Annotated in this window: 29 protein-coding genes and 1 pseudogene; 21 read left to right on the forward strand and 9 right to left on the reverse strand. The window is 58.0% G+C overall.

The window, feature by feature from the left end; all coding sequences use genetic code 11:
* The first annotated feature begins 69 nt into the window (after positions 1-69).
* Entirely contained in the window at positions 70-1275 is a 1206-nt protein-coding gene (locus tag QF039_RS06495) for an MFS transporter (RefSeq protein WP_219406803.1), read from the forward strand.
* A 53-nt stretch (positions 1276-1328) separates the two neighbouring features.
* On the opposite strand, the gene QF039_RS06500 is transcribed toward QF039_RS06495, so the two are convergent.
* From QF039_RS06500 to QF039_RS06510, 3 genes are read right to left on the reverse strand one after another with little or no spacing between them, the layout of a single operon-like run.
* Positions 1329-1781, reverse strand: coding sequence for a thiol-disulfide oxidoreductase DCC family protein (locus QF039_RS06500; RefSeq protein WP_307517174.1), 453 nt, complete (start codon positions 1779-1781; stop codon positions 1329-1331).
* Positions 1782-1805: 24 nt separating this feature from the next.
* On the reverse strand, positions 1806-2465 hold the full coding sequence (locus tag QF039_RS06505; protein WP_307517175.1) for an aspartate/glutamate racemase family protein: 660 nt from the start codon (positions 2463-2465) through the stop codon (positions 1806-1808).
* A gap of 37 nt (positions 2466-2502) precedes the next feature.
* On the reverse strand, positions 2503-3840 hold the full coding sequence (locus QF039_RS06510) for an MFS transporter (RefSeq protein WP_008438844.1): 1338 nt from the start codon (positions 3838-3840) through the stop codon (positions 2503-2505).
* A gap of 593 nt (positions 3841-4433) precedes the next feature.
* Here QF039_RS06510 and QF039_RS06515 point away from each other — a divergent pair.
* The 8 genes and pseudogenes from QF039_RS06515 (at position 4434) to QF039_RS06550 (ending at position 8692) form a co-directional block, all read left to right on the forward strand.
* On the forward strand, positions 4434-4934 hold the full coding sequence (locus tag QF039_RS06515) for a hypothetical protein (protein WP_307517176.1): 501 nt from the start codon (positions 4434-4436) through the stop codon (positions 4932-4934).
* 80 nt (positions 4935-5014) lie between these two features.
* Positions 5015-5074 (forward strand): annotated as a pseudogene (locus QF039_RS06520) (hypothetical protein); the annotation flags it as partial.
* A gap of 306 nt (positions 5075-5380) precedes the next feature.
* Positions 5381-6343, forward strand: coding sequence for a hypothetical protein (locus QF039_RS06525; protein WP_307522911.1), 963 nt, complete (start codon positions 5381-5383; stop codon positions 6341-6343).
* Positions 6340-6729, forward strand: coding sequence for a hypothetical protein (locus tag QF039_RS06530; protein ID WP_258344649.1), 390 nt, complete (start codon positions 6340-6342; stop codon positions 6727-6729). Before QF039_RS06525 ends, QF039_RS06530 begins: the two co-directional genes overlap by 4 nt.
* A 122-nt stretch (positions 6730-6851) precedes the next feature.
* Entirely contained in the window at positions 6852-7298 is a 447-nt protein-coding gene (locus QF039_RS06535) for a hypothetical protein (protein WP_307517177.1), read from the forward strand.
* Positions 7299-7401: 103 nt separating this feature from the next.
* Positions 7402-7902, forward strand: coding sequence for a GNAT family N-acetyltransferase (locus tag QF039_RS06540; RefSeq protein WP_307517178.1), 501 nt, complete (start codon positions 7402-7404; stop codon positions 7900-7902).
* A 55-nt stretch (positions 7903-7957) separates the two neighbouring features.
* Positions 7958-8437 (forward strand): hypothetical protein, encoded by a 480-nt coding sequence (locus QF039_RS06545; RefSeq protein ID WP_307517179.1) that lies wholly within the window; start codon positions 7958-7960, stop codon positions 8435-8437.
* 12 nt (positions 8438-8449) lie between these two features.
* Positions 8450-8692 carry a hypothetical protein gene (locus QF039_RS06550; RefSeq protein ID WP_307517180.1) on the forward strand — a complete coding sequence of 81 codons (243 nt, stop codon included), beginning with the start codon at positions 8450-8452 and terminating at the stop codon, positions 8690-8692.
* 91 nt (positions 8693-8783) lie between these two features.
* Here the strand turns inward: QF039_RS06550 and QF039_RS06555 are convergent, their stop codons facing one another.
* Positions 8784-9728 carry a DMT family transporter gene (locus QF039_RS06555; RefSeq protein ID WP_307517181.1) on the reverse strand — a complete coding sequence of 315 codons (945 nt, stop codon included), beginning with the start codon at positions 9726-9728 and terminating at the stop codon, positions 8784-8786.
* Positions 9729-10554: 826 nt separating this feature from the next.
* Between QF039_RS06555 and QF039_RS06560 the strand changes: the two genes are divergently transcribed.
* The 5 genes from QF039_RS06560 (at position 10555) to QF039_RS06580 (ending at position 14200) form a co-directional block, all read left to right on the forward strand.
* Complete coding sequence (locus QF039_RS06560) at positions 10555-11172, forward strand: hypothetical protein (protein WP_307517182.1); 618 nt, start codon at positions 10555-10557, stop codon at positions 11170-11172.
* A gap of 76 nt (positions 11173-11248) precedes the next feature.
* Positions 11249-12277: a hypothetical protein gene (locus tag QF039_RS06565; RefSeq protein WP_307517183.1), complete on the forward strand. Its 1029-nt coding sequence runs from the start codon at positions 11249-11251 to the stop codon at positions 12275-12277.
* A 341-nt stretch (positions 12278-12618) separates the two neighbouring features.
* Complete coding sequence (locus tag QF039_RS06570) at positions 12619-13029, forward strand: mCpol domain-containing protein (RefSeq protein WP_307517184.1); 411 nt, start codon at positions 12619-12621, stop codon at positions 13027-13029.
* Between the two features lie 8 nt (positions 13030-13037).
* Positions 13038-13640: a hypothetical protein gene (locus QF039_RS06575; protein WP_307517185.1), complete on the forward strand. Its 603-nt coding sequence runs from the start codon at positions 13038-13040 to the stop codon at positions 13638-13640.
* Between the two features lie 326 nt (positions 13641-13966).
* Complete coding sequence (locus QF039_RS06580) at positions 13967-14200, forward strand: hypothetical protein (protein WP_003214497.1); 234 nt, start codon at positions 13967-13969, stop codon at positions 14198-14200.
* Between the two features lie 22 nt (positions 14201-14222).
* Here the strand turns inward: QF039_RS06580 and QF039_RS06585 are convergent, their stop codons facing one another.
* Complete coding sequence (locus QF039_RS06585; RefSeq protein WP_307517186.1) at positions 14223-14555, reverse strand: DUF6124 family protein; 333 nt, start codon at positions 14553-14555, stop codon at positions 14223-14225.
* A 531-nt stretch (positions 14556-15086) separates the two neighbouring features.
* Here QF039_RS06585 and QF039_RS06590 point away from each other — a divergent pair.
* From QF039_RS06590 to QF039_RS06610, 5 genes are all read left to right on the forward strand, one after another.
* The gene (locus QF039_RS06590) at positions 15087-15686 is read left to right on the forward strand and encodes a hypothetical protein (RefSeq protein WP_307517187.1); all 600 of its coding nucleotides are present in this window, start codon (positions 15087-15089) and stop codon (positions 15684-15686) included.
* Between the two features lie 48 nt (positions 15687-15734).
* Positions 15735-16127, forward strand: coding sequence for a hypothetical protein (locus QF039_RS06595; RefSeq protein WP_307517188.1), 393 nt, complete (start codon positions 15735-15737; stop codon positions 16125-16127).
* A 124-nt stretch (positions 16128-16251) separates the two neighbouring features.
* Positions 16252-16692, forward strand: coding sequence for a TspO/MBR family protein (locus QF039_RS06600; RefSeq protein ID WP_102605786.1), 441 nt, complete (start codon positions 16252-16254; stop codon positions 16690-16692).
* Positions 16693-16839: 147 nt separating this feature from the next.
* Positions 16840-17739 (forward strand): alpha/beta hydrolase, encoded by a 900-nt coding sequence (locus QF039_RS06605; RefSeq protein ID WP_307522914.1) that lies wholly within the window; start codon positions 16840-16842, stop codon positions 17737-17739.
* Between the two features lie 33 nt (positions 17740-17772).
* Positions 17773-18156 (forward strand): cytochrome c, encoded by a 384-nt coding sequence (locus tag QF039_RS06610; protein WP_307517189.1) that lies wholly within the window; start codon positions 17773-17775, stop codon positions 18154-18156.
* Between the two features lie 115 nt (positions 18157-18271).
* Here the strand turns inward: QF039_RS06610 and QF039_RS06615 are convergent, their stop codons facing one another.
* Genes QF039_RS06615 through QF039_RS06625 form a run of 3 tightly spaced genes read right to left on the reverse strand, consistent with a single transcriptional unit; the run spans position 18272 to position 21390 of the window.
* On the reverse strand, positions 18272-19483 hold the full coding sequence (locus tag QF039_RS06615; RefSeq protein WP_307517190.1) for a YeeE/YedE family protein: 1212 nt from the start codon (positions 19481-19483) through the stop codon (positions 18272-18274).
* A 22-nt stretch (positions 19484-19505) separates the two neighbouring features.
* A complete protein-coding gene (locus tag QF039_RS06620; RefSeq protein ID WP_177035784.1) occupies positions 19506-20711 on the reverse strand; it encodes an arabinose transporter in 1206 nt (401 codons plus the stop codon).
* Positions 20712-20733: 22 nt separating this feature from the next.
* A complete protein-coding gene (locus QF039_RS06625; protein ID WP_307517191.1) occupies positions 20734-21390 on the reverse strand; it encodes an O-methyltransferase in 657 nt (218 codons plus the stop codon).
* A gap of 129 nt (positions 21391-21519) precedes the next feature.
* On the opposite strand from QF039_RS06625, the gene QF039_RS06630 reads away from it, so the two are divergent.
* Positions 21520-22158: a TetR family transcriptional regulator gene (locus QF039_RS06630; protein ID WP_177048505.1), complete on the forward strand. Its 639-nt coding sequence runs from the start codon at positions 21520-21522 to the stop codon at positions 22156-22158.
* Between the two features lie 34 nt (positions 22159-22192).
* On the opposite strand, the gene QF039_RS06635 is transcribed toward QF039_RS06630, so the two are convergent.
* The gene (locus QF039_RS06635; protein ID WP_177048506.1) at positions 22193-23584 is read right to left on the reverse strand and encodes an aldehyde dehydrogenase family protein; all 1392 of its coding nucleotides are present in this window, start codon (positions 23582-23584) and stop codon (positions 22193-22195) included.
* A gap of 104 nt (positions 23585-23688) precedes the next feature.
* On the opposite strand from QF039_RS06635, the gene QF039_RS06640 reads away from it, so the two are divergent.
* Entirely contained in the window at positions 23689-24564 is an 876-nt protein-coding gene (locus QF039_RS06640) for a LysR family transcriptional regulator (RefSeq protein ID WP_003214475.1), read from the forward strand.
* Positions 24565-24659 lie beyond the last annotated feature (95 nt).

The following is a 24659-nucleotide window of genomic DNA, read 5'->3' on the forward strand; positions in this document are numbered from 1 at the left end:
GCTCAAAGGTGGATGTGTAAGGATATGTTACTTAGCCTTTGATACTGCCAATAACAGGAACCGACGCTGATGCTCGCTGCCTTCAGACACTACCCGTTTTCGGTCAATCTGCTGCTGTCGTCTGCGTTGTTCCTGACCCTGGGGCGCGCCATTACCCTGCCGTATATGGTGATTTATCTGTCATCCAACTTCACGTTGGGCATCAGCGAAATCGGCCTGGTGGTGGGCGGTGCAATGCTCGTCGGTTCGTTGCTGAGCCTTTACGGCGGCTACCTGACTGACAAAATCTCCAGCTACCGATTGATCCTCAGCTTCACGGGATTTTTCACCGTCGGCTTCATCGGCATGTGCGTCACGTCGCACCTGTGGCTGTTTTTCCTGTTTCTGGTGTCGTTCAACTTCGCCTATTCAGTGATCGATATCGTGGTCAAGGCCGCGTTTGGCAAACTGCTGCCGGAAGCCGAACGCGGCAAAGTGTTTTCGGTGCGCTACACCCTGATCAACGTTGGTTACGCAGTGGGGCCGTTCATTGGCGCCGGGCTCGCGCACATGGATATGAAACTGCCGTTCCTGGTGTCGGCGATCCTGGGCATGGGCTTCTTCCTCACCTATTGGGTGTGGGGCGACAGGAGCCTCAGCTCCGCCGACCCGGCCAATGCCCCGGTGTCGTTCGTCGCGGTGGGGCGCATTCTGCTCAAGGACTATCGCCTGGTCTGCTTCACGGTGGGCGGCGCGTTGAGCGCCGTGGCGTTCGGCCAGTTCACCGGCTACATCTCGCAATACCTGGTGACCACAAGCACGCCGGAATTTACCTACCGGGTCATCAGTTCGGTGGTGGCGGTCAATGCGACCGTGGTGATCTGCCTGCAGTACATCGTGGGCAAGCGCATTACCAACGAGCATCTGAATCAATGGCTGACGGCGGGCTTCAGCCTGTTTCTGCTGGGCGTCGTCGGTTTTGCGCTGTCCACCACCGTGCTGCATTGGGCGTTGGCCGTGGCGATATTCACCGTGGGCGAAATCATCGTGTTCCCGGCCGAGTACATGTTTATCGACCGCATCGCACCGGAGCACCTGCGCGGCATGTATTACGGCGCGCAAAACCTGTCCAGCCTCGGCGGTGCGCTGGGGCCGGTGCTGTGCGGGTTTGCCCTGGCAACGCAGTCGGCGCATTTCATGTTCTATATGCTCGCGGCGTTTATCGTGGCGGGTGGGTGCTTCTATCTGATGGGGGCTTCCTATTCCAAACGCTACGACACTGGACGCGGGGAGTGAGTGCTTTACCTATCCTCCACGCCTGCCCAGGTGAGTAAGCCAAACTCAGGTGTTCATGGCGGCCCCTTCAAAAAACGCCGCTCATGATCCGGATCCGGCAACAGGCAGGTGTCGTATTTCCCGAAGAGCCGATAGCGATTACGCGCGATGCGATCATAAGCCCAATCCCGAAGGAAGCGCGGGATGGCGCGCAGCACCAGCAATGGGCGCCAGCGGGCAGGCAGTTGCGCAATCATTTCAAACACCGCCTCCGAACGCTCCCAATACTGCCGGTCGCGGATCACGGCGAGGGTGTCGAACTGATCCAGCGGCAACCCGGCCCAGGCCAGTAGCGCCTGACCTTCGGGCGACTGAACGGCCGCCAACCGCACACGTCGGTCGTGGTCGTGGCGAATCAGGAACCTCGCCCAGCCGTTGCACAGCTTGCACACACCGTCGAACAGCACCACGGTTTCGCCGGGCTTGAGGAGTGGTGCGGGAGTAGGCCGGGTGTGGGAGGCGGGCATCAGCGTGGGTCCAGTCGGGCCGGGTTAGCCTGGATCATACCCGCGTTCGGCACGACTCAGTGCAGCCCTCAGCCCTGCTGATGCGCTGGTCAGCGGAGCAGGGCCCGCCGTTATCAGCGCAGCGGCGCCGCTCATGGACGCTTGCCCCAGTGCCACGATAGACGCGCCATCCCCATAGGCACGGTCCGCAGCCCTGGCGATGGTCGCGAGATAACCGTGCAGGTCGCCCGCCTTGAACATCGCCCATGCCCCCGGAACCAGTTGCACCTCCACCGACGCCACGGTGTGCTGGGCCATCTGGTAAAACAAGCGAGCAGTCGGCTCGAGTGTGGTTTCGACAGCGCACAACACCACCACCTTCCCGCCAGCTTGAACCGCCGCGAATGCCAGCGCTTCATCTGCCCGCAAAATCGGCACCGGGGTGTGAGTACCGGCAAGTTCAACCACCGGGCCCAGGGTCGAACAGGTGAGCACCACTGCATCGCAGTGCTGAGCCAGGGCAACCAGCGCCAGCTGCGTTTCCTCGGCTATGCCTGCGGTCAGCTTACCCGCGCATTCAACCGCTGCCAGAAGATCGGCCCGGACTGCATGGTGCAACACCCGTGACCCGATCCCCAGCGCTGCTGCGGCAGCGTCAAACACGGCAATGTTGCTCTCGGCGGTATGCAGGCAGGTAATACGCATCGCTCAGGTCTCCGGCACTTTTGAACACCCGCCGACTTTAACGCGACAACACCGGCGCTGCGCCTTTTTCCTCCACGCCCACCTCATGCAGCGAAATCCGTGACGTCTCCGGCAACGCCAACCCGCCCGCCAACGCCAGCACCGCCACCGCAATCAGATAAAACGCCGGCGACAGGTTGCTGCCGGTGGTACTGATCAACCACGTCGCCACCAACGGCGCCGTACCGCCAAAGATCGTGTACGCCATGTTGTAGGTAATCGCCGAAGCCGTATACCGAGTGCGTGTCGGAAAGGTCTCCGACAACAACGCCGCCGTCACCACTCCACACAGCACCGCGCCCACCGCCAGCAACATCACCCCTACCACCGATGCCGCGAACGACCCGGAACTGGCCATCAGGAACGACGGGTACACCACCACAATCAACAACACACACGCCGTCATCACCGTGACCCGACGCCCCACCCGATCCGAATACAACCCTGCCAGCGGGCAGATCGCCGCCGCGAAAATCAGCGCAATCAGCGACACCAGCAACGCCACCGCCCGACTCAAGCCACCCGCCACCTGCAGATACGTCGCGAAGTAGGTGGTGAACATATAGAACGACAACGCCGTGAGCGACACAAAAGCGCCCAGGCAACAGATCGCCGCACCATGGTTGCGCAAGGTTTCCCTGAGGGGAGAGTGCGCGACCGCGTGCTCCTGCTTCACCGCCTGGAAGGCCGGCGTCTCATCCAGCTTCCAGCGCAGGTAAAGCCCCACCAGCCCCAGCGGCGCCGCGATCAGGAACGGCAAGCGCCAGCCCCAGCTGCCCATCGCCTCGGCGGACAGCGAAGCCTCCAGGGCGTACGCCACCACGGCCGCCGCAGCGAACGCAGAAAACGTCGACACCGGCACAAAACTGCCATACCAGGCGCGCTTGTCACTGGGCGCGTGCTCCATCAGATAGGCACAGGCCCCGGCGTATTCGCCCCCGGCGGAAAAACCCTGGGCGCAGCGAATCAACGACAACAGAATCGGTGCCGCTACACCGATGGCGGCATAGGTGGGCAGCAGGCCGATCAGCGTGGTGGCGCCCGCCATCAGCAAAATCGTCATGGCCAGCGTGCGTTTGCGCCCGATCCGGTCGCCGAGCATGCCAAAGAAAATCCCGCCCAGGGGCCGGAAGGCGAAGGCCACCGCGAACACCGCAAAGGTCTTCAGCAACGCCGCGCTGGCGTCACCGCTGGGGAAGAATTGCTGGGCGATGGTGGTGGCGAGAAAACCGTAGACGGCGAAGTCGAACCACTCCACGAAGTTACCGATACCGGCGGCGATGATCACTCTGCGCAGGGTTTGGGGGCTGACCTGGTCGGTGGATGGGCTCGTCATGGGGGAAGGCCTCGGCGGTGGTAGGGGGATGCTTGATTATCGGGGGCGGGGATTGGGCGGCGGGGCTCAAAAGAGTCGTCCGCGTAGTCAGTAGCGACTGGGTGGGGTGGAGGACGCAGGAATTGGGCCAAGTCCTGGGGGCGAACAGCCTCGGCATTCCTGGCCAGGGGTAAAATGATTTGAATCCGGCGCGCGCCTTCCAGGTCATCCCCGCCAGCTACACCTGTCACTTCATTCAGCCGAACTGGAAACTGCCGAAACGCGGTTGAAAATGTGGGAGCGGGCTTGCTCGCGAAGGCGGTGTGTCAGTCAGCAAATTCTTCACTGAGCCACCGCCTTCGCGAGCAAGCCAGCGCCCCCAGCCGACGCATCGTCGGGTAACTCATGCGCGCCCAAGCATTCGACAGAATTGCGTTAGAAAACGGGGCGACAGGTGACTTTCCCACAGGTTTTTCCGGATGGCGCGTCTGACGATTCGTTTTTTGTAGAACCTGGCCGAACGGACAGTTGTCAGGTTTTGGGCGGTCCAGCAGCATCGCTGGCGCGCCATTCAGGCGCAATCGCCTGCTTGGGCGCCAGAAAAGGACAGCACAATGGAACACGCAGCGCCTCGCCTATATACCAATGAAGTGTCCCCAGAATTTCTCCAGATCCTCGACAAGTCGCACTTTACCGAGCAACGGCTTGCCGACTTCCATGAAGACGCCTTGGCGGTCGTTAATCAGCGGCAGGCTTACATCAAAGCTCACCCTCCAGTTGCTATTTACCGCGTGGCAGCCGAGGGCAGCCAAACCCGTAACGGCGGTGTGATTCAACAAGCGACTACCCCCATGGAATTCAAGTTGGTTAACGGCCAGCAAGTGCGCGCAGCGCAGAAGGGCGATTACGCCGTATATGCCGATGGCAGCAAGGCCCAAATCGTTACGGGGGCAGGGGAAGGCAATAGCCATTTTGCGCTGGTCGGCAGTCGTCTGAGCAATGGCGACGAAATCATCAATACGCCCCAAGGTGCCTGCGTGTTCATCGCCCGTGAAGGCGTGCTGCTGGCCGAGGATTTTCTGCCCGCTATCGAGCGCGTGGAGAAACATCAATGAGCGAAGGTTTTTTTATTGGTAAAGGCAATAAAACCATCTGCGGCGGGGAGGTTTTGGATGGTGATTCCCGAGTCAACATAATGGGCCTGCTTCATGCCTGTGCCGGTGACCGGGTTACGTGTGGAGTGGACGGGAAAACGTATCGGATTGTCGGTGGCATTTCGCATATGCACAGCCATGGCAGGCTAATGGCGGGCACGCTGGACAGCCGCAGTGATTGCCCCTGCAACGCTCGGCTGATTCCCTCGGTGTTTACGGCCAGATATCGGAGCAAAAGTGCTGCACGGCAAGTGGCCAGACGAGCGACGGAACCTGCCCATTCAACGGCAACCAGCCCCTCCGTAGCGCCGCGTGAATCTGCGTTCGCGCCTTCAGGCAATCCAGTCCCACCGGTACTCAACCGATTGGAGCCTCAGGAACCGGGTTTCTATGTGGCGCCCAAAAGCATGACTCGCGAAGCACTGGAGACTACGCTTTTTCCCACGGCCAACCCGGCCGTGATGAGCAAGTTCAGGGCGCTCAACCCTAACGTGGGCGAGGTCAAAGCCGGCTCTCTGATCGTATTGAGCGATCCGACAAACACTTCCTGTACCTACCAGGAGGCACAGCTGATGCAGGCTGCTCAGCAGGTCAAGGCGTCCCTGGATCCTCTAACGCCGGACGAGGCCGATTTCGCGTTTCTTCACGCTGCTGAAATTGCTGGTTATATGGGTACCACCTCAACCTGGCTTGGCGTCAGCGCGGTGGTAATGGAAACGCACCTGACCCGACTGCGGGACACGCTTCAGGCCATGGAGCGGCTGCATCAGGAAAGCTATCGTCAGCATGGGCATCTTAAATCGCTACAGTTTTTTGCTGAACGCAAGCGGCTGATGGCCCAGTTGGATGCGCATTTGCTTAACTCCACTCGACTACGTGGCCAAACAACCATGGGCGATCATCCGAAGCTGAAAACAGCTCTGGGTATTTCGAGCCGAAGCTTGGTGCATCACTGGGACAAGGCCGGTGGGCCGGGGCAAATTCCGGGGTATGCGACGCATGTGGAGGCGACGAGTCGGGCAGCCAAGTATATGAAGGCGGGTGGGTATATCGGGATTGGTATTGGTGGGGTGTCCTCGCTTCTGGCTATTCAGGAGGTGTGTAGCGGGGATTCTGGATCCGCTTGCGAGAAGGTTAGGTTTACTGAGGGTGGGAAGTTTGGATTGTCCACCGCTGGTGGTGGCGTGCTAGGAGGAATAGCAGGTTCTGTCGGTGGTTCGGTCTGCACTGCACTTGGCTTTGCTACAGGTATCGGTGGTGTTGTCTGCGTTGCAGCCATAGTAGGGACCGGCGCATGGGTGGGTACGAAGTACGGAGGTATGGGGGGCGAATACATGGGGGAGAAAATTTACGAAGCTACACAACCATGACGAGTATCGACCATTGGAATCCATGGGTTGCGATATTTGCCATTGGCGGCCCATTTCTACTCGCGATTGTAAGTTTGACCTACAGCGTTTACCTGAGCCGTTGTCATCTGGACGCGATAAAAAATGCCTTGAAAAACAGCCGTTATATTTATCTTTGGGGGCCGAGTCTGGGGAGGAGAGGTTTGATTTGGTCCCACTATGAGATGTCAAAAATCTCAGGGATGGTGGCGTGGCCGAAGACGTATATCCGCATGGGCGATTTAAACCCTGTGGACGTTGAAAACTTCCCCCCTCACCTGAAGCGTCGTTTGCTCATCAATCTAACGATGATGGGTATTTCCTCCGCTGGGATATTGGCTGCAGGCCTGTTAGTACAGTTCAGATAGTGGGACGAAGTACTAACTCGGATAAAGCGGGCGAATGCAGGTGGGAAAGAATTCACGAGGCTACGCACCCATGACCCTTATTGACTCCTGGTGTCCCTGGTTTACTAGGAACGTTTCAAGCGATGAAGTCTAAGGCAAAAGCATGCAAAAGTTGCCAAGTAATAAGCAGTGCTCCATTAATTAAAATAAAAAATGGACGCTGCTATACGTGCAGAAAAAAATCTCATGAGAAAATCGCCGATAAGGAAATATCATTTTTAGCGCCCGTAATCCTCGGAGCTATTTCTTTATATTTTTTGATGGTGTCAATAATCTCGGTTTATTTTCAGTACACTACGGTTTCCTATAGGGGGCGGGGTTATAGCTCATCATATGAATTCACAGGCATGGCAATTATCGTTCCGACATTGTCATTTATAATGTTTTTTATTGGTTTTTTAACATTGGCCTTAGCTTGCTTTGATAAGCGTCATGGAAAAACAACATCCACTACAGTAACGGTGGGAAGTCTTTTTTCTGGTTTTGTTTTTCATGGTGCTGCTGTTTTTTTTGGCGAAAAAATAAATTAACGCCCCGAAAAAGATGGGCCAGACTACGATAGAAAATAGTCGAGCATGACTTGAGCCGGTCTTTCTATACTGGCCATCCAGGATGCAACTCAAGGCGCAATATATGCCGATCCAACCCAATCAAAACTCCCCAGTGACGCTAGTCCGCGCTCAACAAAGCGACCTGGACGATCTTGTCGCCATCCGAATCGAAGCCATGCGCGAAAGCCTGGAGCGTGTCGGGCGATTTGATCCAGTACGGGCGCGCGAGCGGTTTGTTAGCGGTTTTGAAGCTCACAACACACATCACATTGAGGTGTCTGGGGAGAGGGTTGGCTTTGTAGTGGTCAAGCATCAACCCAATGAACTCGTGCTCGACCACTTATACGTGAGGCCGAGCGCGCAAGGATCAGGGATCGGCTCTGCTGTGCTCACTCAGATTTTCAAGGAGGCGGATGCAGCCGCACTCCCGATTAAAGTAGGTGCCCTCAAAGACAGCGCCTCGAATCGTTTTTACACCCGGCACGGCTTCCAGTTCGTCGAAAGCACCGAATTCGACAATTATTATGTCCGTCAGCACCTTACGGCGGGCAACACACCTTGCCAGCCAAGTGAAATGATTTGAATCCGCCGCGCGCCTTCTAGACAATCCCCGCCTTTGGCTCGAAAGGATGCGTGCGATGAAGTTCGAAGGGACTTTCCAATACATGGGCAATCACGGGATCGTGTTCAACGTCTCGCAGATCACCCTCACCGACAGCGAACGCGGACGCCTGGGCGAGCTGCATTTTGGCGAAGCGAAAAGCGCCCACTACGAGGTCAACCGCAAAGTCGTCGAGGTGTACGACAAGATGCTGGCCAAGAACCTGCCGTGCCTGATGATGATCGGCATCTCCAAACCGCTGACCCGGCAACAGGGCGACGTGCTCAACGCCCAACGCACCAAGATCGCCAACCTTGCAGCCTCGGCCTTCGCTGGCGCCACCTCATACATAGCGTCTCCTTACGTGGGCGCCCCTGTCGGCGCCGGAGTGCGCATGTATGTGAATGACACCCTGCCCACCTATCATGCTGGCGACATACTGGTCAGCATCGAAGCGCAGGTGAGCGGCGGCATCGGCCCGCAACGCAGTGCCTCGACACTGATCATCAAGACCTGACGGGAGAAACACATGTCTGACATTACCCAACTGGTCGTTGCCCTGGTGCTGTTCTTTCTGCTTGATCGGTTTATCAAGTCGTACCCGCTTCGCAAATGGCTAGGGGTGCTGTTGGTAGCGATAGGGGCGGTCGGCTGCGTGGCAGTGAGCCAAATCCGCTTGCTTGGGGTTGACCTGGGGCTGCTGTCGATCTTTGCCGTTGCACTGGGGGTGGGGTTGTTCCTGAAGCGGCGGCGGTTCGAGCCGATGGGCTGAAGGAGGGCCTGGAATTTCCCCACGGCCGGCAGTAAAAAGGGACGGACTGATCTGAAAATAGATCCGTCCCTTTTCCTTTTCGCCTCTCGACCTACGCAGCCTGAGCCTTGACGGCCGGCCGGGGCGGCTTGCGATACGTCAGCAACACAATTCCCGTCACCACAATCATCCCGCCCACCACCTGCCCGGCGCTGAGCATCTGGTCGAGCACGATCCAGCCCATCAACAACGTCGCCAGCGGCTCAATGTTCATTACCGGTGCATTACGCGGCATATCCAGGCGCGGCACCGAAATGAACAGCACGATAAAACCCGTGCCATACAGCACCACCAACGTGGCCAGTGCCAGCCAGCCGGTACTGGTTGCAGGCAAGTTCAGGCCATCGACAAGCGCACCGCTCAAGCCTGCGAGATTGACGCTGCTGAACACGATAAAAATCGTCAGCAGACTGCGCACCGAACCACGCACCTGAGACAACTTGTGGTCGGTGATCCACAGCGCGCAGGCGAATACGAACGCGGCGCAAAAGGCCAGGGAGACGCCGAGCAGCCATTCCGGGCCGAGGGTGGTGTTGGCGGAGAGACGGCCGGGTACATCCAGCACGAAGACCAGTCCCACCAGAATCAGGCTCATCAGCAAGGCGGTGCGTGCGGTGGGGCGTGGGCCGCCGAGTGTCCAGGTGAGCAGGGCCAGCAGGATGGGGAAGACGTTGGCGACCAGTAAGGCCAGCGCTACCGGGACGCGGGCGACGGCGGAGTAGAGGCAGAGGCTTTGGGTGGCGATGAGCAGGCCCAGGAGGACTTGCCAGCACCATGCTCCTGGGGGGAGGCGGAGGTTTTGGCGTTGGTATAGGACCAGTATCGCCAGAACCAACAGGGTGCCGCCGGAGCGCATGAGGATTGCCAGCAGGACACCGGCGCCGTCGTCGAAGGCTACGCGCGCGGCGATGTGGTTGCCGGCGAAGGCGCAGCCCATGCAGAGCAGGATTAGAACGGCGATGTGGCGCGGGAATTGGGTGGGGGCAGGGGGAGACATGGTGGGGGCTCGGGAGTTGGCGCCATCGTCGGGGATGGGGGATTATTTTTAGGTTGTCGTACAACTTGGTGATGGGATTTGTAGCGTGTTTGGTACGAGGGGGCAAGGGGCTGTTTTAGTTTGGTTGGCTAAGAGTGCATTCTGAAGCAGCTTCCACCGAAATTCGTAGGGGGAGCCGGGCCTGGGACGGATAGCTCTAATTCAGCTGATCTTTAGAAAGAGATCGTATCAGTCTTTTGGCGGAAGCGTCCCAGCGTGTTTTCGGCAACTAGGTCGGAAATGGATGGATTTATTGATTTGGAATAGCTCGCTTTTGTCCCAACAATGGAGATAAGTCGAATAATTCGTGATGGTCGAGAACGGCTGTTCGCGAAAGAACGCTTTCGGCCAGAAGCGGTCGCTCAGACTTTGACTTTCCAGTGAACGAAGTGAGCTTAAATTGAGCAAACATTAGGCTGCCGTAAGGTCATCTAACGCATTCACCCAGCCTGCTTTTCCAGCCTTCCCGGCTAGATTGGCTTTGCGCGCTGGAGTGGCAGGTCTTGCGGGGGTTGCCCTGAGTGCTTTTGTTGCTGGCATAGTCGTAAAACAGTCCTATAGTTCCTCCACATCATTGGTACGAGTTTTTAGGCCTTCATGTGGAGGCTCTGCTCGGCTCTCAGCTCCGCACAATTCTGGTCAGGAAGAGTTGCCGTCAAACCGTTTCGTAGCACCGCAAATGATGTCTAGGCTGGTTCTGACGGGCAGCGCTTTGTAAGCATTTCATGACTCTCAAAGTGCTATCATCTCCAAACGAGAGATGGTGTTGGCCAGTGCGAGGGATAGCATGCACGATCATGAGTATTCAGTGATAGGTCATCGCAGGAGTAGCGTCGGTCGTTATTTGGGCATGCTGGCCACGATTGTCGTGTCCTTCCTTCCAGCAATTGGGATTGGGTTGTCCGACCTGATGGCGCAAGTGGGCGTACCTGAGTGGGGCAAGTACTTCATTGTCATTCCGCTCACCGCTAGTGTGACGTACACAGCGCTTCACTGGTTCTTCAACAAGTATGCCTGGCGTCCCTTGAGTTTTTTGGCTCAGGTTCCCAATATTTCTGGGGACTGGAAGTGTGTGGGCCAAACGCTCGATGATGATGGGACTATCGCTCACGATTGGGAGGCAGACCTGAACATCTCTCAAACCTGGGAGAAGATCCGGGTCAGGCTGGAAACCAAATCGTCTGTGTCTCATAGCTTGTCGGTGGCACTGATTCCTGAGCCGGATGGATGCTGGATGTTGATGTACAGCTATTTGAATAAGCCTAAGACAGGTAATGGCCATCTCAATGGTCATCAGGGCTACAGTGAGATGAGGTTCGTCAAAGGTTTGAAATCCGCCCAAGGTGAGTACTTCACTGCGAAGGGGCGTGGTACTGCGGGCATCATGATATTTACCAGGAGATAGAGTAATGGGGAAGGATGTTAATCGGAGGCTGACAGACCTTAAGTCTCGGCGCCGGGGAAGTAGCAGTACCATTGTGATGGATAGCATCACGGCCAACTCGAGGTCAATTTCGGAGAAATTCGAAACGCGTTCGAGCGGTCAGTGGGCGAAATATGCACTAGGGATCATGCAGGAAGTCGATCCGACCTATACCAAGAATTCCGTGGCGGAAGGTGAGAGGGTGAAGAGCCAGATCACAAACCGTATTGCTACGGAAGTTAAGTTCGAGTATCAGGGATCTGTCCCGCTGAATGTCCATATCCGAGGTGTCAGCGACATTGATATTCTGGTACTTCTGGGTCGTTACGTGACTATTGATCTCAATGGATCTCGGGCAAACACAACGGATTATTCAAATTGGGTAGGGCCAAGCGGTATTGCTCAACTCGCTTCCCTTCGCAGTGAACTGGAGTCGGCGCTGAAGGCTGCCTATCCAGCTGCTGATGTCGACATTACAAAGGATAAAGCCATTGCCTTGTCAGGTGGAAGCCTGTCGCGCAAGGTAGATGTCGTGCCGTCGCATTGGCATGACTCTGCTACTTATCAAATCAGCAAGAGCAAGAAAGACCGCGAAGTAAAAATCTACCAGAAAGCCACTGGTGACACCCTCTTAAACAGACCCTTCCTTCATATCGATAAGATAAATCAAAAGGACGCGGTCACCCGCGGTGGCGCTAAGAAAATTATCCGCATGCTAAAAAATTTGAAAGCGGATAGTGATAACCCATCGGCGATCTTGGTAAATAGTTACGAGATAGCAGGGCTAGTGTTTCACTTTGAAGACGTTCCAATGTCGGTTCCCGGATACAATGAACTGGCTTTGGTTGCTGTGGCAAAACAGCAGCTTACTCGCATTATCGACAATAAGCTTTGGACGATGGGGTTAATCACGCCCGATGGGATTCGGAGAATTATCGATTCTGAAGAGAAATTTAAGTCGCTAAATCTGCTGCGGGATGAAATTAGCGAGCTAGGTAAGAATTTGGCAATTGAACTTACTTCCCGCTACTGGATTGATGACTTGGAAGCGCTAAACGCTTTGCGTGAATCCTATATCGCTGAGTAATGAGAAATAATGAGGTGTGCGGTTTTAATTTGCCTTCCGTGGAAGTGCAAAAAAATCGCACGGCGGCGCATTGCAGTTTTTATGAAGTGGTAAGTTTTTAAGTGTTGCATTAAATCGAGATGCGCCTTGACTGATATATCATTGTGATGATTGAGCGTCGCGCAGCAGTTATCAATTAAGTCGCTTTTTGGTCAACGTGAACGCAAATTTAACGCACGCGTATATGGTTTTTGCTCTCCGAACACTAGATCCATAGCTTCCGTTGGCGAACGGCAGAACTGGCCCAAGCCAACGGTCGTGGGCAGCGATTCGATGCCAGTTGTGGCGTCATAAATAAGATTGTGAAATCTGATATATTCAGTGATCACGTACCTTGGCGAGCTATAATATTGAAATATATATCTATCGATGGCGACGATGTAGGAAGAAAAATAACTTCCTGTTATATAGGTAATGATGAAGAAAAGCTAAATATGCTTAGCAAGCAGATTGAGGCGTCTACTATAAGAATTGCGAACTTGTTAGGGTCAAAGGGGTTTTATGTGATTTTTAGAGCCGCAGACGGGGTTGTTGCGAGAACAAATTCTAGTTGCGACTTTGAAGATCTATTTCTGATGATAAGTTCATGCTTCACAAACGAAATCACCTTTTCAGCAGGAGTTGGATCTAGTCTGAGAGAGGCATATGTCGCTTTGCTTAACTCAAAAAGTAATGGGAAAAATCAGCTTTCTAACTTCGACGCGCTTGAATAAGGTAATATATGTTTAGAGTTATAAAATTTGACTTGCTGTTGAGAGCAGTAGTCCTGATCTCTATTTTTATTGCGGTTGTGATGTACAGTCTCGCGCAAAATATAACCGGTGTTGATATAAGTATTTTTAAACTCACGACTATCTCAGCTGTCTCGTCCGCGCTGGTAATGTTTATATTGTTATCACCATTCATTTCTCGGAAAGTCTGGTGTGTAGTAAGAACTTTCAAAAAAAATCTTTATCCAGATTTGAATGGGGTCTGGGTTGGTCAGGTTACTACAGAGGAGCAGAAAACTTTTGAGGTCAGAGCCGTTATTAGGCAGGCCCTTTTGGCTACTGAAATAGATTTACATGGTGAAACAGTCAAATCAGTAACACTTGAAACAACGCCCGCGAGAGAACTTAACAAAAACAAGCTGTACTATGTCTACCGCTCCACGCCCAAGAACCCATCTTGGGGGGATTACGTTGGCTCGACAATTTTTGATGTTGTTGAAGATGGCTCAGCGATTGTACTTTCAGGTAAATACTATACCGACCGAAAATCAGTTGGCAGAATATCACTGAAGCGCGTATCTAATAATATAAACTCTGATGTTTCTTACTATTGACGTCTTGCGCGTGATCAACTTGTGTATAAGGCATTGATTGAAAAAAACAAAAAATGGACGGAATAAAGCCTTAGTGAAAAGAATATGGGGCACAGCACCGTGAGCTCGCCCTAGTTTAGCAGGCTCTCGATGACCGCTTTTTGCCATCTCTACGTGATCACTCGACTGACCGCTACTGACCGAAACCACCCCTTTAATTCCCATACCGGTCTACCATGCCACCCCCCGGCAGTGGTTCCACGCGCTACCGACCTCAATCTCAAGGTATCGCCCATGACCTCTTCACCCCGCGCCACCCCATCCCGTACCCCATCCGAGGCATCCCAATGAGCATCGACCAAATCAGCCTCCCAAAAGGCGTAGGCCCGCAGGCCATCAAACTCCTCGACGCCATCACCGGTGCTGACACCAAAGAAGACCTGAACCGCGCAGGCGGCAAAGCCGAAGGTTTTGTATTGGGGCTGGAAAGTGCCAAAGCCATCAAAAGCCAAATCGCCGAGTCGCTGTATGTGGCATACGACGACGCGGCGAGTAATCGGTTGGGTGAGTTGAAGGGCTAGTCCCGCAGGACCGCGTTGGGCTCTACGCCCGAGGTGTTTCGCGGTCCATCAGTTTGCCGATCAGCAGCACACTCAATTCGCTCAGTTGGTGTATGGCCAATGCCACGTCGCGGTCTTTGCCGGTCAGTTCGTCGGACAGGTCGAGCAGCAGGGCGCTGACGGAGGAAACGGTTTCGTAGCTGTTGGCGATCAGGATTTCGCTGCTGACGCCGGAGGTGACGCTGAAGAGGGCGGTTGCCTCTGGGGCTGTCTCGGCATCAGTGCCGGGATTGAGGTAGTGATCAATGGCGCGCTGGGCAGCCTGGTGGAGTTTTTGATCCGGCTTGTTTGGCGGATTCGGCGTTATCTTGAACATATAAGTATTCCTGAGTCGGGCCGCCACCTTGTCGCTACTAAACGAAAGGGTGGCAGCTGTGCGCAGGTTAGTAGACCGGTGAATACTTAAAGCCGGCGCGCCCGAGGGCGCCCTACGCACAGCCACCATCAAGCACAGACAAGACGTCTGGAAGATGAGGCTCATGCACGTAAGTATTCAAAGCAGGGCTACTAAACCCGATCACTGAGTTTTCAGCGACCGAGCAACCTTAGAGATGACCACCCAGGTGCACAAGCCGGCGGATTCTGACGCAAGCGTAGGCAAAGGAGCAAGGTGCTACGGCCTACGCAAAGTCTCCTTTATCCCGCAAATGGAACCGTTCAAACCGTGCTCCAACACTTCGGCTGTGGCCGCGAACAATTGCCAGTCGGACGTTTCCGAAATCTGTATTTCCATAAAGTTTCGCCGAAAGGTACTTGTCGTAGAATGTGACAGAACCTGCGCAGCTTTCAAAGGAATGACCCCCTGGCAACCCGCGCAACGACCTGCCGTACCTGTTATGGAAAACCTATGCGCTCTTATCGCCTGTTGTACGTGTTCCTGGCCCTGATCCTCAGCGGCTGCAGCATTCCGTATCAAACACCCGAAGCCCGGCAGCAAATCGAGCACGACCTGCAGATTGCCCCCGGTTCGGTGCGGGCCCTGAGCCAGACCAACTGGTGCTACTTGCCCTACGGCTCGGAGAATGGCGGCGATGGCCAGTGCCGTGCCACTCAGGGGCTGGGCGTTCTGGTGGACGATGGCTTGATTCTGAGCACCTATTCCGGTGGTCGTTATCAGCGCTTTATCACACTGCGTACCCGCGATGTGCTGTGCGTGAAAACCTTCCGCAGCCGTGAAGCCGCCGCGGCGTTTTTCGCGTTCACTCGGGCGGGGGCCGCGCAGATCATTCCGCTGACGGCCGAAGGGCAGTTCAATACGCCGGTGAAAATCCAGTTTCTGGATTACCTGCTCGGTGAGAACCAGCCGGGCGATCTGACCACCGACAAGACCTATGTGCGTGAAACCGGCAAAAATGCCTACTCCGTCGGGATCATTCCAGGCACGAAAATTCCGTATGTGTCTGCGGTGGCGGCGACGGAAGTGTTCAATCCCTGTCCGGAAAAGTAGTCGCCGGCAGTAACCCAGCGCGTATGAATCACTATCAAGGAGAGCGACATGGCAGGTGGCGAGATTGGGTGCGGTTCGTTTCAGGGCAGCGACAAGTCGGGGTCGGCCTTTGAGGCGGTGCTGGACGCGCTGCCGTTGCAGGCGCGGGACTGGGTCGAGGCGGCCAGGCAGCAATTGGACTCGGCTGACGTTGTGCTGCTGGAGATTGATCATGCGCAGGGCTTGCTTCCCTTTTTCAAGGACTACCAAACACGCCTGATCGCCGAGATCGGTCACGATGATTGGGAGCGGGCCGCGCGGGATGAAGCGGCGTCGTTTGATGATGTGGCTGCCAAGTGGGGCGCGGGCAAGGGCTGGCGACTTTATTGTGTACGGGATCTGGTCCGTGCTTGTGAGCAGTCGGCGGTGGAGCAGCAGCCTGTTTACATCGCGTTCAGCTAGGGCATCTGTGGCGGGGCACGGAGCAAAGAAAAATACACTTTTTGCTGCGCGGGGCGTCCAACCCTGAAACCGCCGTCAAGGCTTTCATCTCCAGGCAGCTGCTTTCAGCTAAGGACCGATCATGGTGACGTTGTTTATTTTTCTTCTGGCCTGCGGTGCCGCTGCGAGCACCGGCATTATCTTCAAACCGGGCGACTGGTACGCCACCCTGGTCAAGCCCAGCTTCACCCCTCCCAACTGGCTGTTCCCGGTCGCCTGGACCATCATCTACCTGCTGCTGGCTTGGGCCGGCTACCGCCTGACCCTGATCCCCGGCAGCGAAATCGTGCTGGCTCTATGGGCTGCGCAGATCGCCCTCAACACCCTGTGGACGCCCGTGTTCTTCGGCGCCCACCGGATTTTCGCCGGGATGGTGATCATCACGCTGCTGTGGCTGGTAGTGGCCGCCATGGTGCTGCTGACGGTGCGGCTGGATTTGATCACCGGGCTGATCCTGTTCCCGTACCTGGTGTGGCTCAGCGTTGCGTCTGCGTTGAATTTCTCCATCCTGCGCAATAACCGCTGAGCCTGGCGGCGTGGGCAGAGAGCGGAAACATCATTGCCATGATGCCCACGCACACTGGCCAAGGTGAACATCTCTTTTAGAGATAGAGGGAATATCGAATTGGGAACTCACACGCTGTGGCCTGCTGAAGAACATGAACTGGCGCAAATGCAGCGCTTTAACCAGAAGCTCGCCTGGATGCCGCGTTTTCGCATCCGCAACCGCGTGACGCCCCGGGTGATCCAGGCGCTGTTGCGCTCCAGCCAGATGGTGGCCGGCAACAAGTTGCTCAAGCATGGCCTGCAGGCTGAAAGCCGGCGGGTGGGTTCGGTGCCGGTGCGCATCATCCGGCCGAAGGGCAAGGCCAGGGGCGTGGTGCTGGATATCCATGGCGGCGGCTGGGTGATCGGCAATGCGCAGATGAATGACGACCTCAACGTGGCCATGGTGAATGCGTGCGAGGTGGCGGTGGTGTCGGTGGATTACCGGCTGGCGGTGAATACGCCGGTCGAAGGGATTCTGGAAGACTGCCTGGCCACGGCGCGCTGGTTGCTCGGGGACTGTGAGGAGTTCGCCGGCCTGCCGGTGATCGTTGTCGGCGAGTCTGCCGGTGGGCATCTGGCGGCGGCCACGCTGTTGGCGCTGAAGCAATCGCCCGAATTGCTGGCGCGGGTGAGTGGGGCGGTGCTGTATTACGGCGTCTACGATTTGACCGGTACACCGAGCGTACGCACGGCAGGTCGCGAAACGCTGCTGCTGGACGGGCCGGGCATGGTGGAGGCGCTGCGTTTGCTGACGCCGGGCCTGAGTGACGAGCAGCGTCGGCAGCCGCCGTTGTCACCGTTGTATGGCGACCTTGCCGGGCTGCCGCCGGCACTGATGTTTGTGGGGGAGCTGGACCCGTTGCTGGACGACACGCTACAGATGGCCGAGCGATGGGCGGGGTCCGAGGTGTTTTTGTTACCGCAGGCGGCTCATGGGTTTATTCATTTTCCGACGGCGATGTCGGGCCGCGTGCTGGCTTACAGCCGCGATTGGATCACGGGTCGTTTACGCTCGGTTGGTTGATATTGGATTTTTACAACAAGGCCACATGGAAAGATGAAAATAAGAAAGTCGTTCATCGCGTCGCTGGGGATTTTATCGCTGGTTCAAACGTCACTGTCCTTTGCGGACAACGTTAACGGGAAAAACATTTATCTGCAGCGATGCGCCATGTGCCACGGCGCGGATATCAAAGGCACGGGACCCTTGGCGAATAAAAGCAATCCGCCTACGCCTGACCTGACAACGGCTACTTTCAAAAAACGCTTGAGTGATTATCCGGGCGTTATCGTGTCGTCCGTCATTCTTCGTCCAAATGGCGACCTGATTCCCAGAACGCTGCGGGAGAACGGTGTGAGGTTGTCACCGTTCACCTGGAAAGTTCAGGACTTCCGCGACTTGAATCAGTACATGAGTGGAGTGATTTCAAAAAGCCGATGATGCTGCTCGTTCCCACGCTCCGCGTGGGAATGCATACCGTGACGCTCCGCGTCACCAACAGCGGGACGCAGAGCGTCCCTGGCGGCATTCCTTTGCTGCGCGTGGGAACGATCAGTCAGCAACCGCTCAACGCTACTTGCGGACGCTCACCTGCAAAGAAGAACGGCCGCAACCGCACGCCCACGCTGTTGCCGATAAACGCCGCCACCAACCACACCCAGCCATGCAGGCTGCCCGAGGCAATCCCGCTGAAGTACGCGCCGATATTGCAGCCGTACGCCAGTCGCGAGCCATAACCCAGCAGCAACCCACCGATCACCGCGGCGAACAGCGAGCGTGCCGGAATCTTCAGGCTTGGAGCGAAACGCCCGGCCAATCCCGCAGCCAGCAGCGCACCAAGGATGATGCCGATATCCATCACGCTGGTAATGTCTTCCCACACCGGCGCCGCCAGCGCTTTGGCATTGCCCGGCATTTGCCAGAACGCCCAGCTGCCTACGTCCACGCCCAACCCGCCGGCAACCTTGGCGCCCCACAGCGCGAACGCCGAAGTGATACCCCATGGCCGCCCGGCCAGTGCCAGGGTGGCGTAGTTGAGCAGGGCCAGGCCAATTGCGCCCCACACCAATGGCCAGGGCCCGCGCAGGAAGCGGCGCAGGCCCTGGTGTTCGCTGGTGACACCGGCTTCGAGCTGCCCGTGACGGCTTTTTTCCAGGCGCACGGTGACTGCCGCGATGATCCCGAACACCGCCAGGCTCAGCAGCAACGCCGGCACCACGCCGAAGCTTTTGACGATGGAAACCGCCGGGAACGAAGGCAGCGAGAACCACCAGTCGACGTGGTGAGTCGCGATCAACGAACCGCAGATAAAGAAGAACAAGGTCACCAGCATGCGCGCGTTACCGCCGCCTACGGTGAACAGGGTGCCGGACGCACAGCCGCCGCCCAGTTGCATGCCGATGCCGAAGATGAATGCCCCGAACACCACCGAAACCCCGGCCGGCGCCACCAGCCCGACCACGGGTTGGCCGAACAACGTGCCGGCTCCCAGCGCGGGGAAGAACAGCACCACGGCAATCGCCAGCATCACCATCTGCGCACGCAAGCCCGCGCCGCGCCGGTCGGTGATGAACACCCGCCAGGCCGAGGTGAAGCCGAAAGCGGCGTGGTACAGCGTCAGGCCCAATGCGGCGCCGACCACCAGCAACAGCACTTGGCGCGAGCCGACGCTGTTTTGCAGGAAGACGGCGCCGAACAGCAGGATGGTAAACGCCAGCAATGGCGCGACCGGCTTGCGCGCTGGGGTTGTGGACAGGGAAAGGCTCATCGGGAATCTCGGGTGATGTGGGTTAAGGGCGAGGTGGCGAAGTATAAACCTCGCGCTCCGCCACTGGCGCCTTGAAAAGCAACGCCAGCGCCACGATCACCGACAGCGCCACGGCCACTGCGCCCGCCAGGTACACCGATGCCACTCCGGCCACGCCGGCCAAGGCGCCGATCAGCGGGGTGCTGACCCCCAGCGAAATATCCAGGAATGCCACATACGCACCCATCGCCAGGCTGCGGGATTGGGGCGGCGCGCGCTTTATCGCCTCCACCCCAAAGCCGGGAAACGCCAGGGAGTAGCCGAAACCGGTCAGCGCCGCGCCCAGGTAGGCGGTCAAGGCGCTGTCTGCGCCCCAGATCAACAGCTGCCCGGCGGCTTCGATTATCACGCACACCAGCGCGACCTTGGCACCGCCGATCTTGTCGGGCAGGTGCCCAAAGAAAATCCGCGCGCCGATAAACGCCAGGCCAAAGGCGGTAAACGCCAATGACGCATTGCCCCAGGCCTTAGTGGCAAACAGCAGCGCGATAAACGCGGTAATCACGCCAAACCCGACGCTTGCAAAGGCCAGGCCCAACCCCGGTACCCACACCGAGCGCAGCACCTTGAAAAACGAGGTGCGCCGCTGGCTGGTGGGCGCAACGCCTTGCGCTCCGGCGACGATGGCCAGTGCCAGCAGCGGAATCACCATGGTCCCGACGGCGATCCCGCTGAAACCCCACTGGCTATTCACCGCCACCCCGAGGGGCGCGCCCAGGGCAAACGCGGCGTAGATTGCGATGCCGATCCAGGCCATGACCTTGCCGGTATTTTGCGGCCCCACCAACCCGACACCCCAGCCCATCGAGCCGGTCACGATCAGGCTTTCCCCCAGCGCCAGCACCACGCGCCCGGCGAGCAACACCCACACCGAGACCACCGGTGATGCCACAAACGCCAGGGACGCGAGGTAGATCAAGCCGGAGCTGGCCGCCACCAGCATGCCCACAAGCATGGCGCGCTTGGGGCCGCGCATATCGGCAAAATTGCCGGCCCAGGACCGCGACAACAGTGCCCCGGCAAACTGCGCACCGATCACCACGCCCACCACCAGCGTGTCCATGCCCAAGGTGTTGTGCAGGTGCAGCGGCAGCACCGGCAGTTGCATGCCGATGATCAGGAACCCGACAAACACCGCCAGGGTGATGGGCAGTAATTTCAGTACCACAGGGCTTACCAATCCAGACATGAGTTGAATCCTCTGACGGGCATCAGCCCAGGCGAACGGAAAGCTCGACGTCGTCACCGATCGGCACCGACAGGTAGCCGTTTGCTGGCGAACGCACCCGGGCCAGGTAGTCGGGGCAGTAGTCGGTGTTGTCGGCGATGATCAACGCGCCGGGCTTGAGGCGGCTTTCCACCAGGTTCAGCACATCGCCATACAGCGCCTTGGCGCCGTCGAGCAGCAGCAGGTCGACGCTGTCGGGCAGGCCGTTGGCCAGGGTAACCAGGGCATCGCCTTGGCGGATCTCCACAAGGTCGCTCACGCCGCCTTGCTCCAGGTGTTGCCGGGCGAGAGCGATCTTCGAGGGCTCGAACTCGCTGCTGATCAGCGTGCCGCCGCCGTTGTCCCGCAGGGCGGCCGCCAGGTGCAGGGTGGACAGGCCGAACGAAGTACCGAACTCGACGATAGCCTGCGCTTTGCTGCTGCGTGCGAGCATGTACAGCAGGGTGCCGGTGTCGCGGGAGACGGGCAACCACAGGTCTTTCAGCATTCCGTAGAGTGCCAGGTAGTCGGTCTTGCTGCGCATCAGGCGGTCGCGTTCTTCGTGGGTCACTGTGTTGATGATGGGGCTGGTGGCGGCATCGGCCTGTGTGTACAGCCGTTCAATCAGGGCCGCCATCGGGGCCGAGGTAAGCGTATTCATGGGGATGTCCTGCTGCAGGTTGAGCGCCGTGAGGCGCCGGGCTAGTATGCGAATGATTCGTCGCATTTAAAGTATGCGAACAATTCGTCACATTCGCTATTCGCATTCCAACGGCAGCAGGAACGCCCCATGACCGATCGCCAGACCTCGCAGATTTCCTCACGCAAAGAGCCCAAACAGGCGCGATCCACCGGGTTGGTGTCGGCCATTCTCGAAGCGGCTATTCAGGTTTTGGCCAAGGAAGGTGCCAGCCGTTTCACCACCGCACGAGTCGCGGAAAAGGCCGGTGTCAGCGTGGGGTCGGTGTACCAGTACTTTCCCAACAAGGCGGCCATCCTGTTTCGGCTGCAGACCGATGAGTGGCAGCAAACCTCGCAGATGCTCAGCCGCATTCTGCAGGACGTAAGCCAGCCGGCCCTTGAGCGGTTGCGGGCGTTGGTGCATGCGTTTATTCGTTCGGAATGTGAGGAGGCGCAGATGCGCGTCGCCCTGAGCGACGCCGCGCCACTGTACCGTGATGCGCCCGAAGCCCATGAGGTTCGCGCAGAAGGGCAACAGATTTTCCAGGCGTTTATGCTGGAACTGCTGCCGCAGGTGCCTGAAGCCACCCGCGCCCTGGCCTGCGATTTGATCGCCACCACCTTCAGTTCGGTGGCGAAGGAATTCTCGGGAAGCCCGCGCACCGAGGCGCAAATCACCGCCTATGCGGACGCCATGGCGGATATGTTCGGTGCGTACGTGACGGTGCTGAACCAGACAGCACGATGACCCGCAGGGCGGGCCATCGTTTGCAGCGCTTGCCTTAGCGGCGGTTCAGCCACACGGTCTGCGCGTTGCAGAATTCCCGCACACCGAAGTGCGACAACTCCCGCCCGAAGCCGCTCTTTTTCACACCACCAAACGAGACCCGGGGATCGGACACGCTGTAGGCGTTGATAAAGATCCCGCCGGTTTCCAGTTGGTTGGCGATGCTGCGTGCCTTCTCTGGGTCGGTGGTGAACACACTGGCGGTCAGGCCGAACTCACTGTCGTTGGCGAGGGCCACGGCGTGGTCCGCATCGCGGGCGGTGATGATGGAGGCGACCGGCCCGAACAGTTCCTGTTTGAACGAGGTCATCTGGTCGGTGACGTTGGCCAGCACGGTGGGGGCGTAATAGTTGCCCGCGCCTTCGACTTTGTTGCCGCCCAGCAGCAGGGTGGCGCCTTCGGCCAGGGTGGCCTGGACCTGGCCGTCGAGTTCGTCCCGCAGGTCGAAGCGGGCCATCGGCCCGATGTAGGTCTCGCTGGCGGTCGGGTCGCCCATCACCAGGTTGCGGCTGGCTTCGAGGAATTTGGCGGTGAAGGCTTCCACCACGCCTTCTTCGATGATCAGGCGCTTGGCGGCGGCGCACACCTGGCCGGAGTTCTGGAAACGGCCGATCAGGGCGGCTTGCACGGCTTCGTCGAGGTTGGCGTCGTTGAGCACGATGAACGGGTCGGAACCGCCCAGTTCCAGTACGCATTTTTTCAGCGCGGCCCCGGCCTGGGAACCGATGGCCATGCCGGCGCGCACGCTGCCGGTGAGGGTCACGGCGGCGATGCGCGGGTCGGCGATGGCTTTGGACACGCCGTCCTGGGTGACGTTGATCACTTCGAACAGGCCATCGGCAAAGCCGGCGCGCTGGAAGGCTTGTTTCATCAGGTACGCGCTGCCCATCACGTTAGGCGCGTGCTTGAGCACGTAGGTGTTGCCGCTGAGCATGGTTGGCACCGCGCCGCGCAGCACTTGCCACACCGGGAAGTTCCACGGCATTACAGCGAGGATCGGGCCCAGCGGGCGGTATTCGATCTGGGCGGTGCCGTTGTCCACCAGGGTGGCTTCCGGGGCCAGCATGGCTGGGCCGTGGGCGGCGTACCACTCGGCGAGTTGCGCGCATTTTTCGATTTCGCCACGGGCCTGGGCGATCGGTTTGCCCATTTCCAGGGTGATCATCTGGGCCATTTCTTCGGCCTGGTCGCGCAGGGTGCTGGCCAGGGCCAGCAGTAATTCGGCGCGCTGGGCGACGGGGGTATTGCGCCCGTTGCGGAAGGCGTTGATCGAGCGGGTGAGGGCGGCATCCAGCTGCGCCTCGGTTTCGTACGGGTAGCTGGCGACCGTTTCACCGTTGGCGGGGTTGATCGACAACGCGTGGGTCTGGGAGGAAATGGAGTTCATGGCACCGTCCTGCGCAGTGAATGGGATGGAGGCCAGCGTACGGGGCTGTATCTTTTTCGGAAACTGAATAATATTAAGCAATACGTTCACGTTTGGAGAATGACTTGGATCTGGTTCAGCTGGAAATTTTCAAAGCCGTTGCCGAGCAAGGCAGCATCAGCGCTGCCGCGCAATTGATCCATCGCGTGCCGTCGAACCTGACCACGCGGATCAAGCAATTGGAGCAGGACCTGGGCGTGGACTTGTTTATTCGCGAGAAGAGCCGGCTGCGGTTATCGCCGGCCGGGTGGAATTTCCTCGGGTATGCGCGGCGCATTCTCGACCTGGTGCAAGAGGCCCGGGCGACGGTGGCGGGTGAGGAGCCCCAGGGCGCGTTTGCGTTGGGCTCGCTGGAGAGTACGGCGGCGGTGCGTATCCCGGCGTTGCTCGCGGCGTATAACCAGAAGCACGCCAAGGTCGAGCTGGACCTGACCACCGGGCCGTCCGGCACGATGATCGAGGGTGTGTTGTCGGGGCGGCTGGCGGCGGCGTTTGTCGATGGGCCGGTGTTGCACGCGACGCTGGAGGGCGTGGCGGTGTTTGAGGAGGAAATGGTGGTGATCGCGCCGTTGCATCACGCGCCGATCACCCGGGGGCGGGATGTGAGCGGGGAGAGCATCTACACGTTTCGTTCGAACTGTTCGTACCGGCATCACTTCGAGCGTTGGTTTTCACAGGATGGCGCGGTGCCGGGGAAGATCTTCGAGATGGAGTCGTACCACGGGATGCTCGCCTGTGTGAGTGCCGGTGCCGGGTTGGCGCTGATGCCACGGAGCATGCTGGAGAGCATGCCGGGGTTTACGGCGGTGAGTGTGTGGCCGCTGACCGATACGTTCCGGATTCTGAATACCTGGCTGATCTGGCGCCGGGGTACGGTGTCGCAGAGTCTGAACAGTTTTGTGCAGTTGCTGGAAGAGCGTGGCCTGGCCCTGGCATCGTAGCCGTAGCAGCTGAGCCCCGGCGAGGCTGCGATGGCGTCGGCACAGTCGACATTTATGGTGCCTGACCCACCGCTATCGCGGCCTCGCTGAAGCTC

This window comes from Pseudomonas sp. W2I6 (genome assembly GCF_030815935.1).
Taxonomy (GTDB): domain Bacteria; phylum Pseudomonadota; class Gammaproteobacteria; order Pseudomonadales; family Pseudomonadaceae; genus Aquipseudomonas.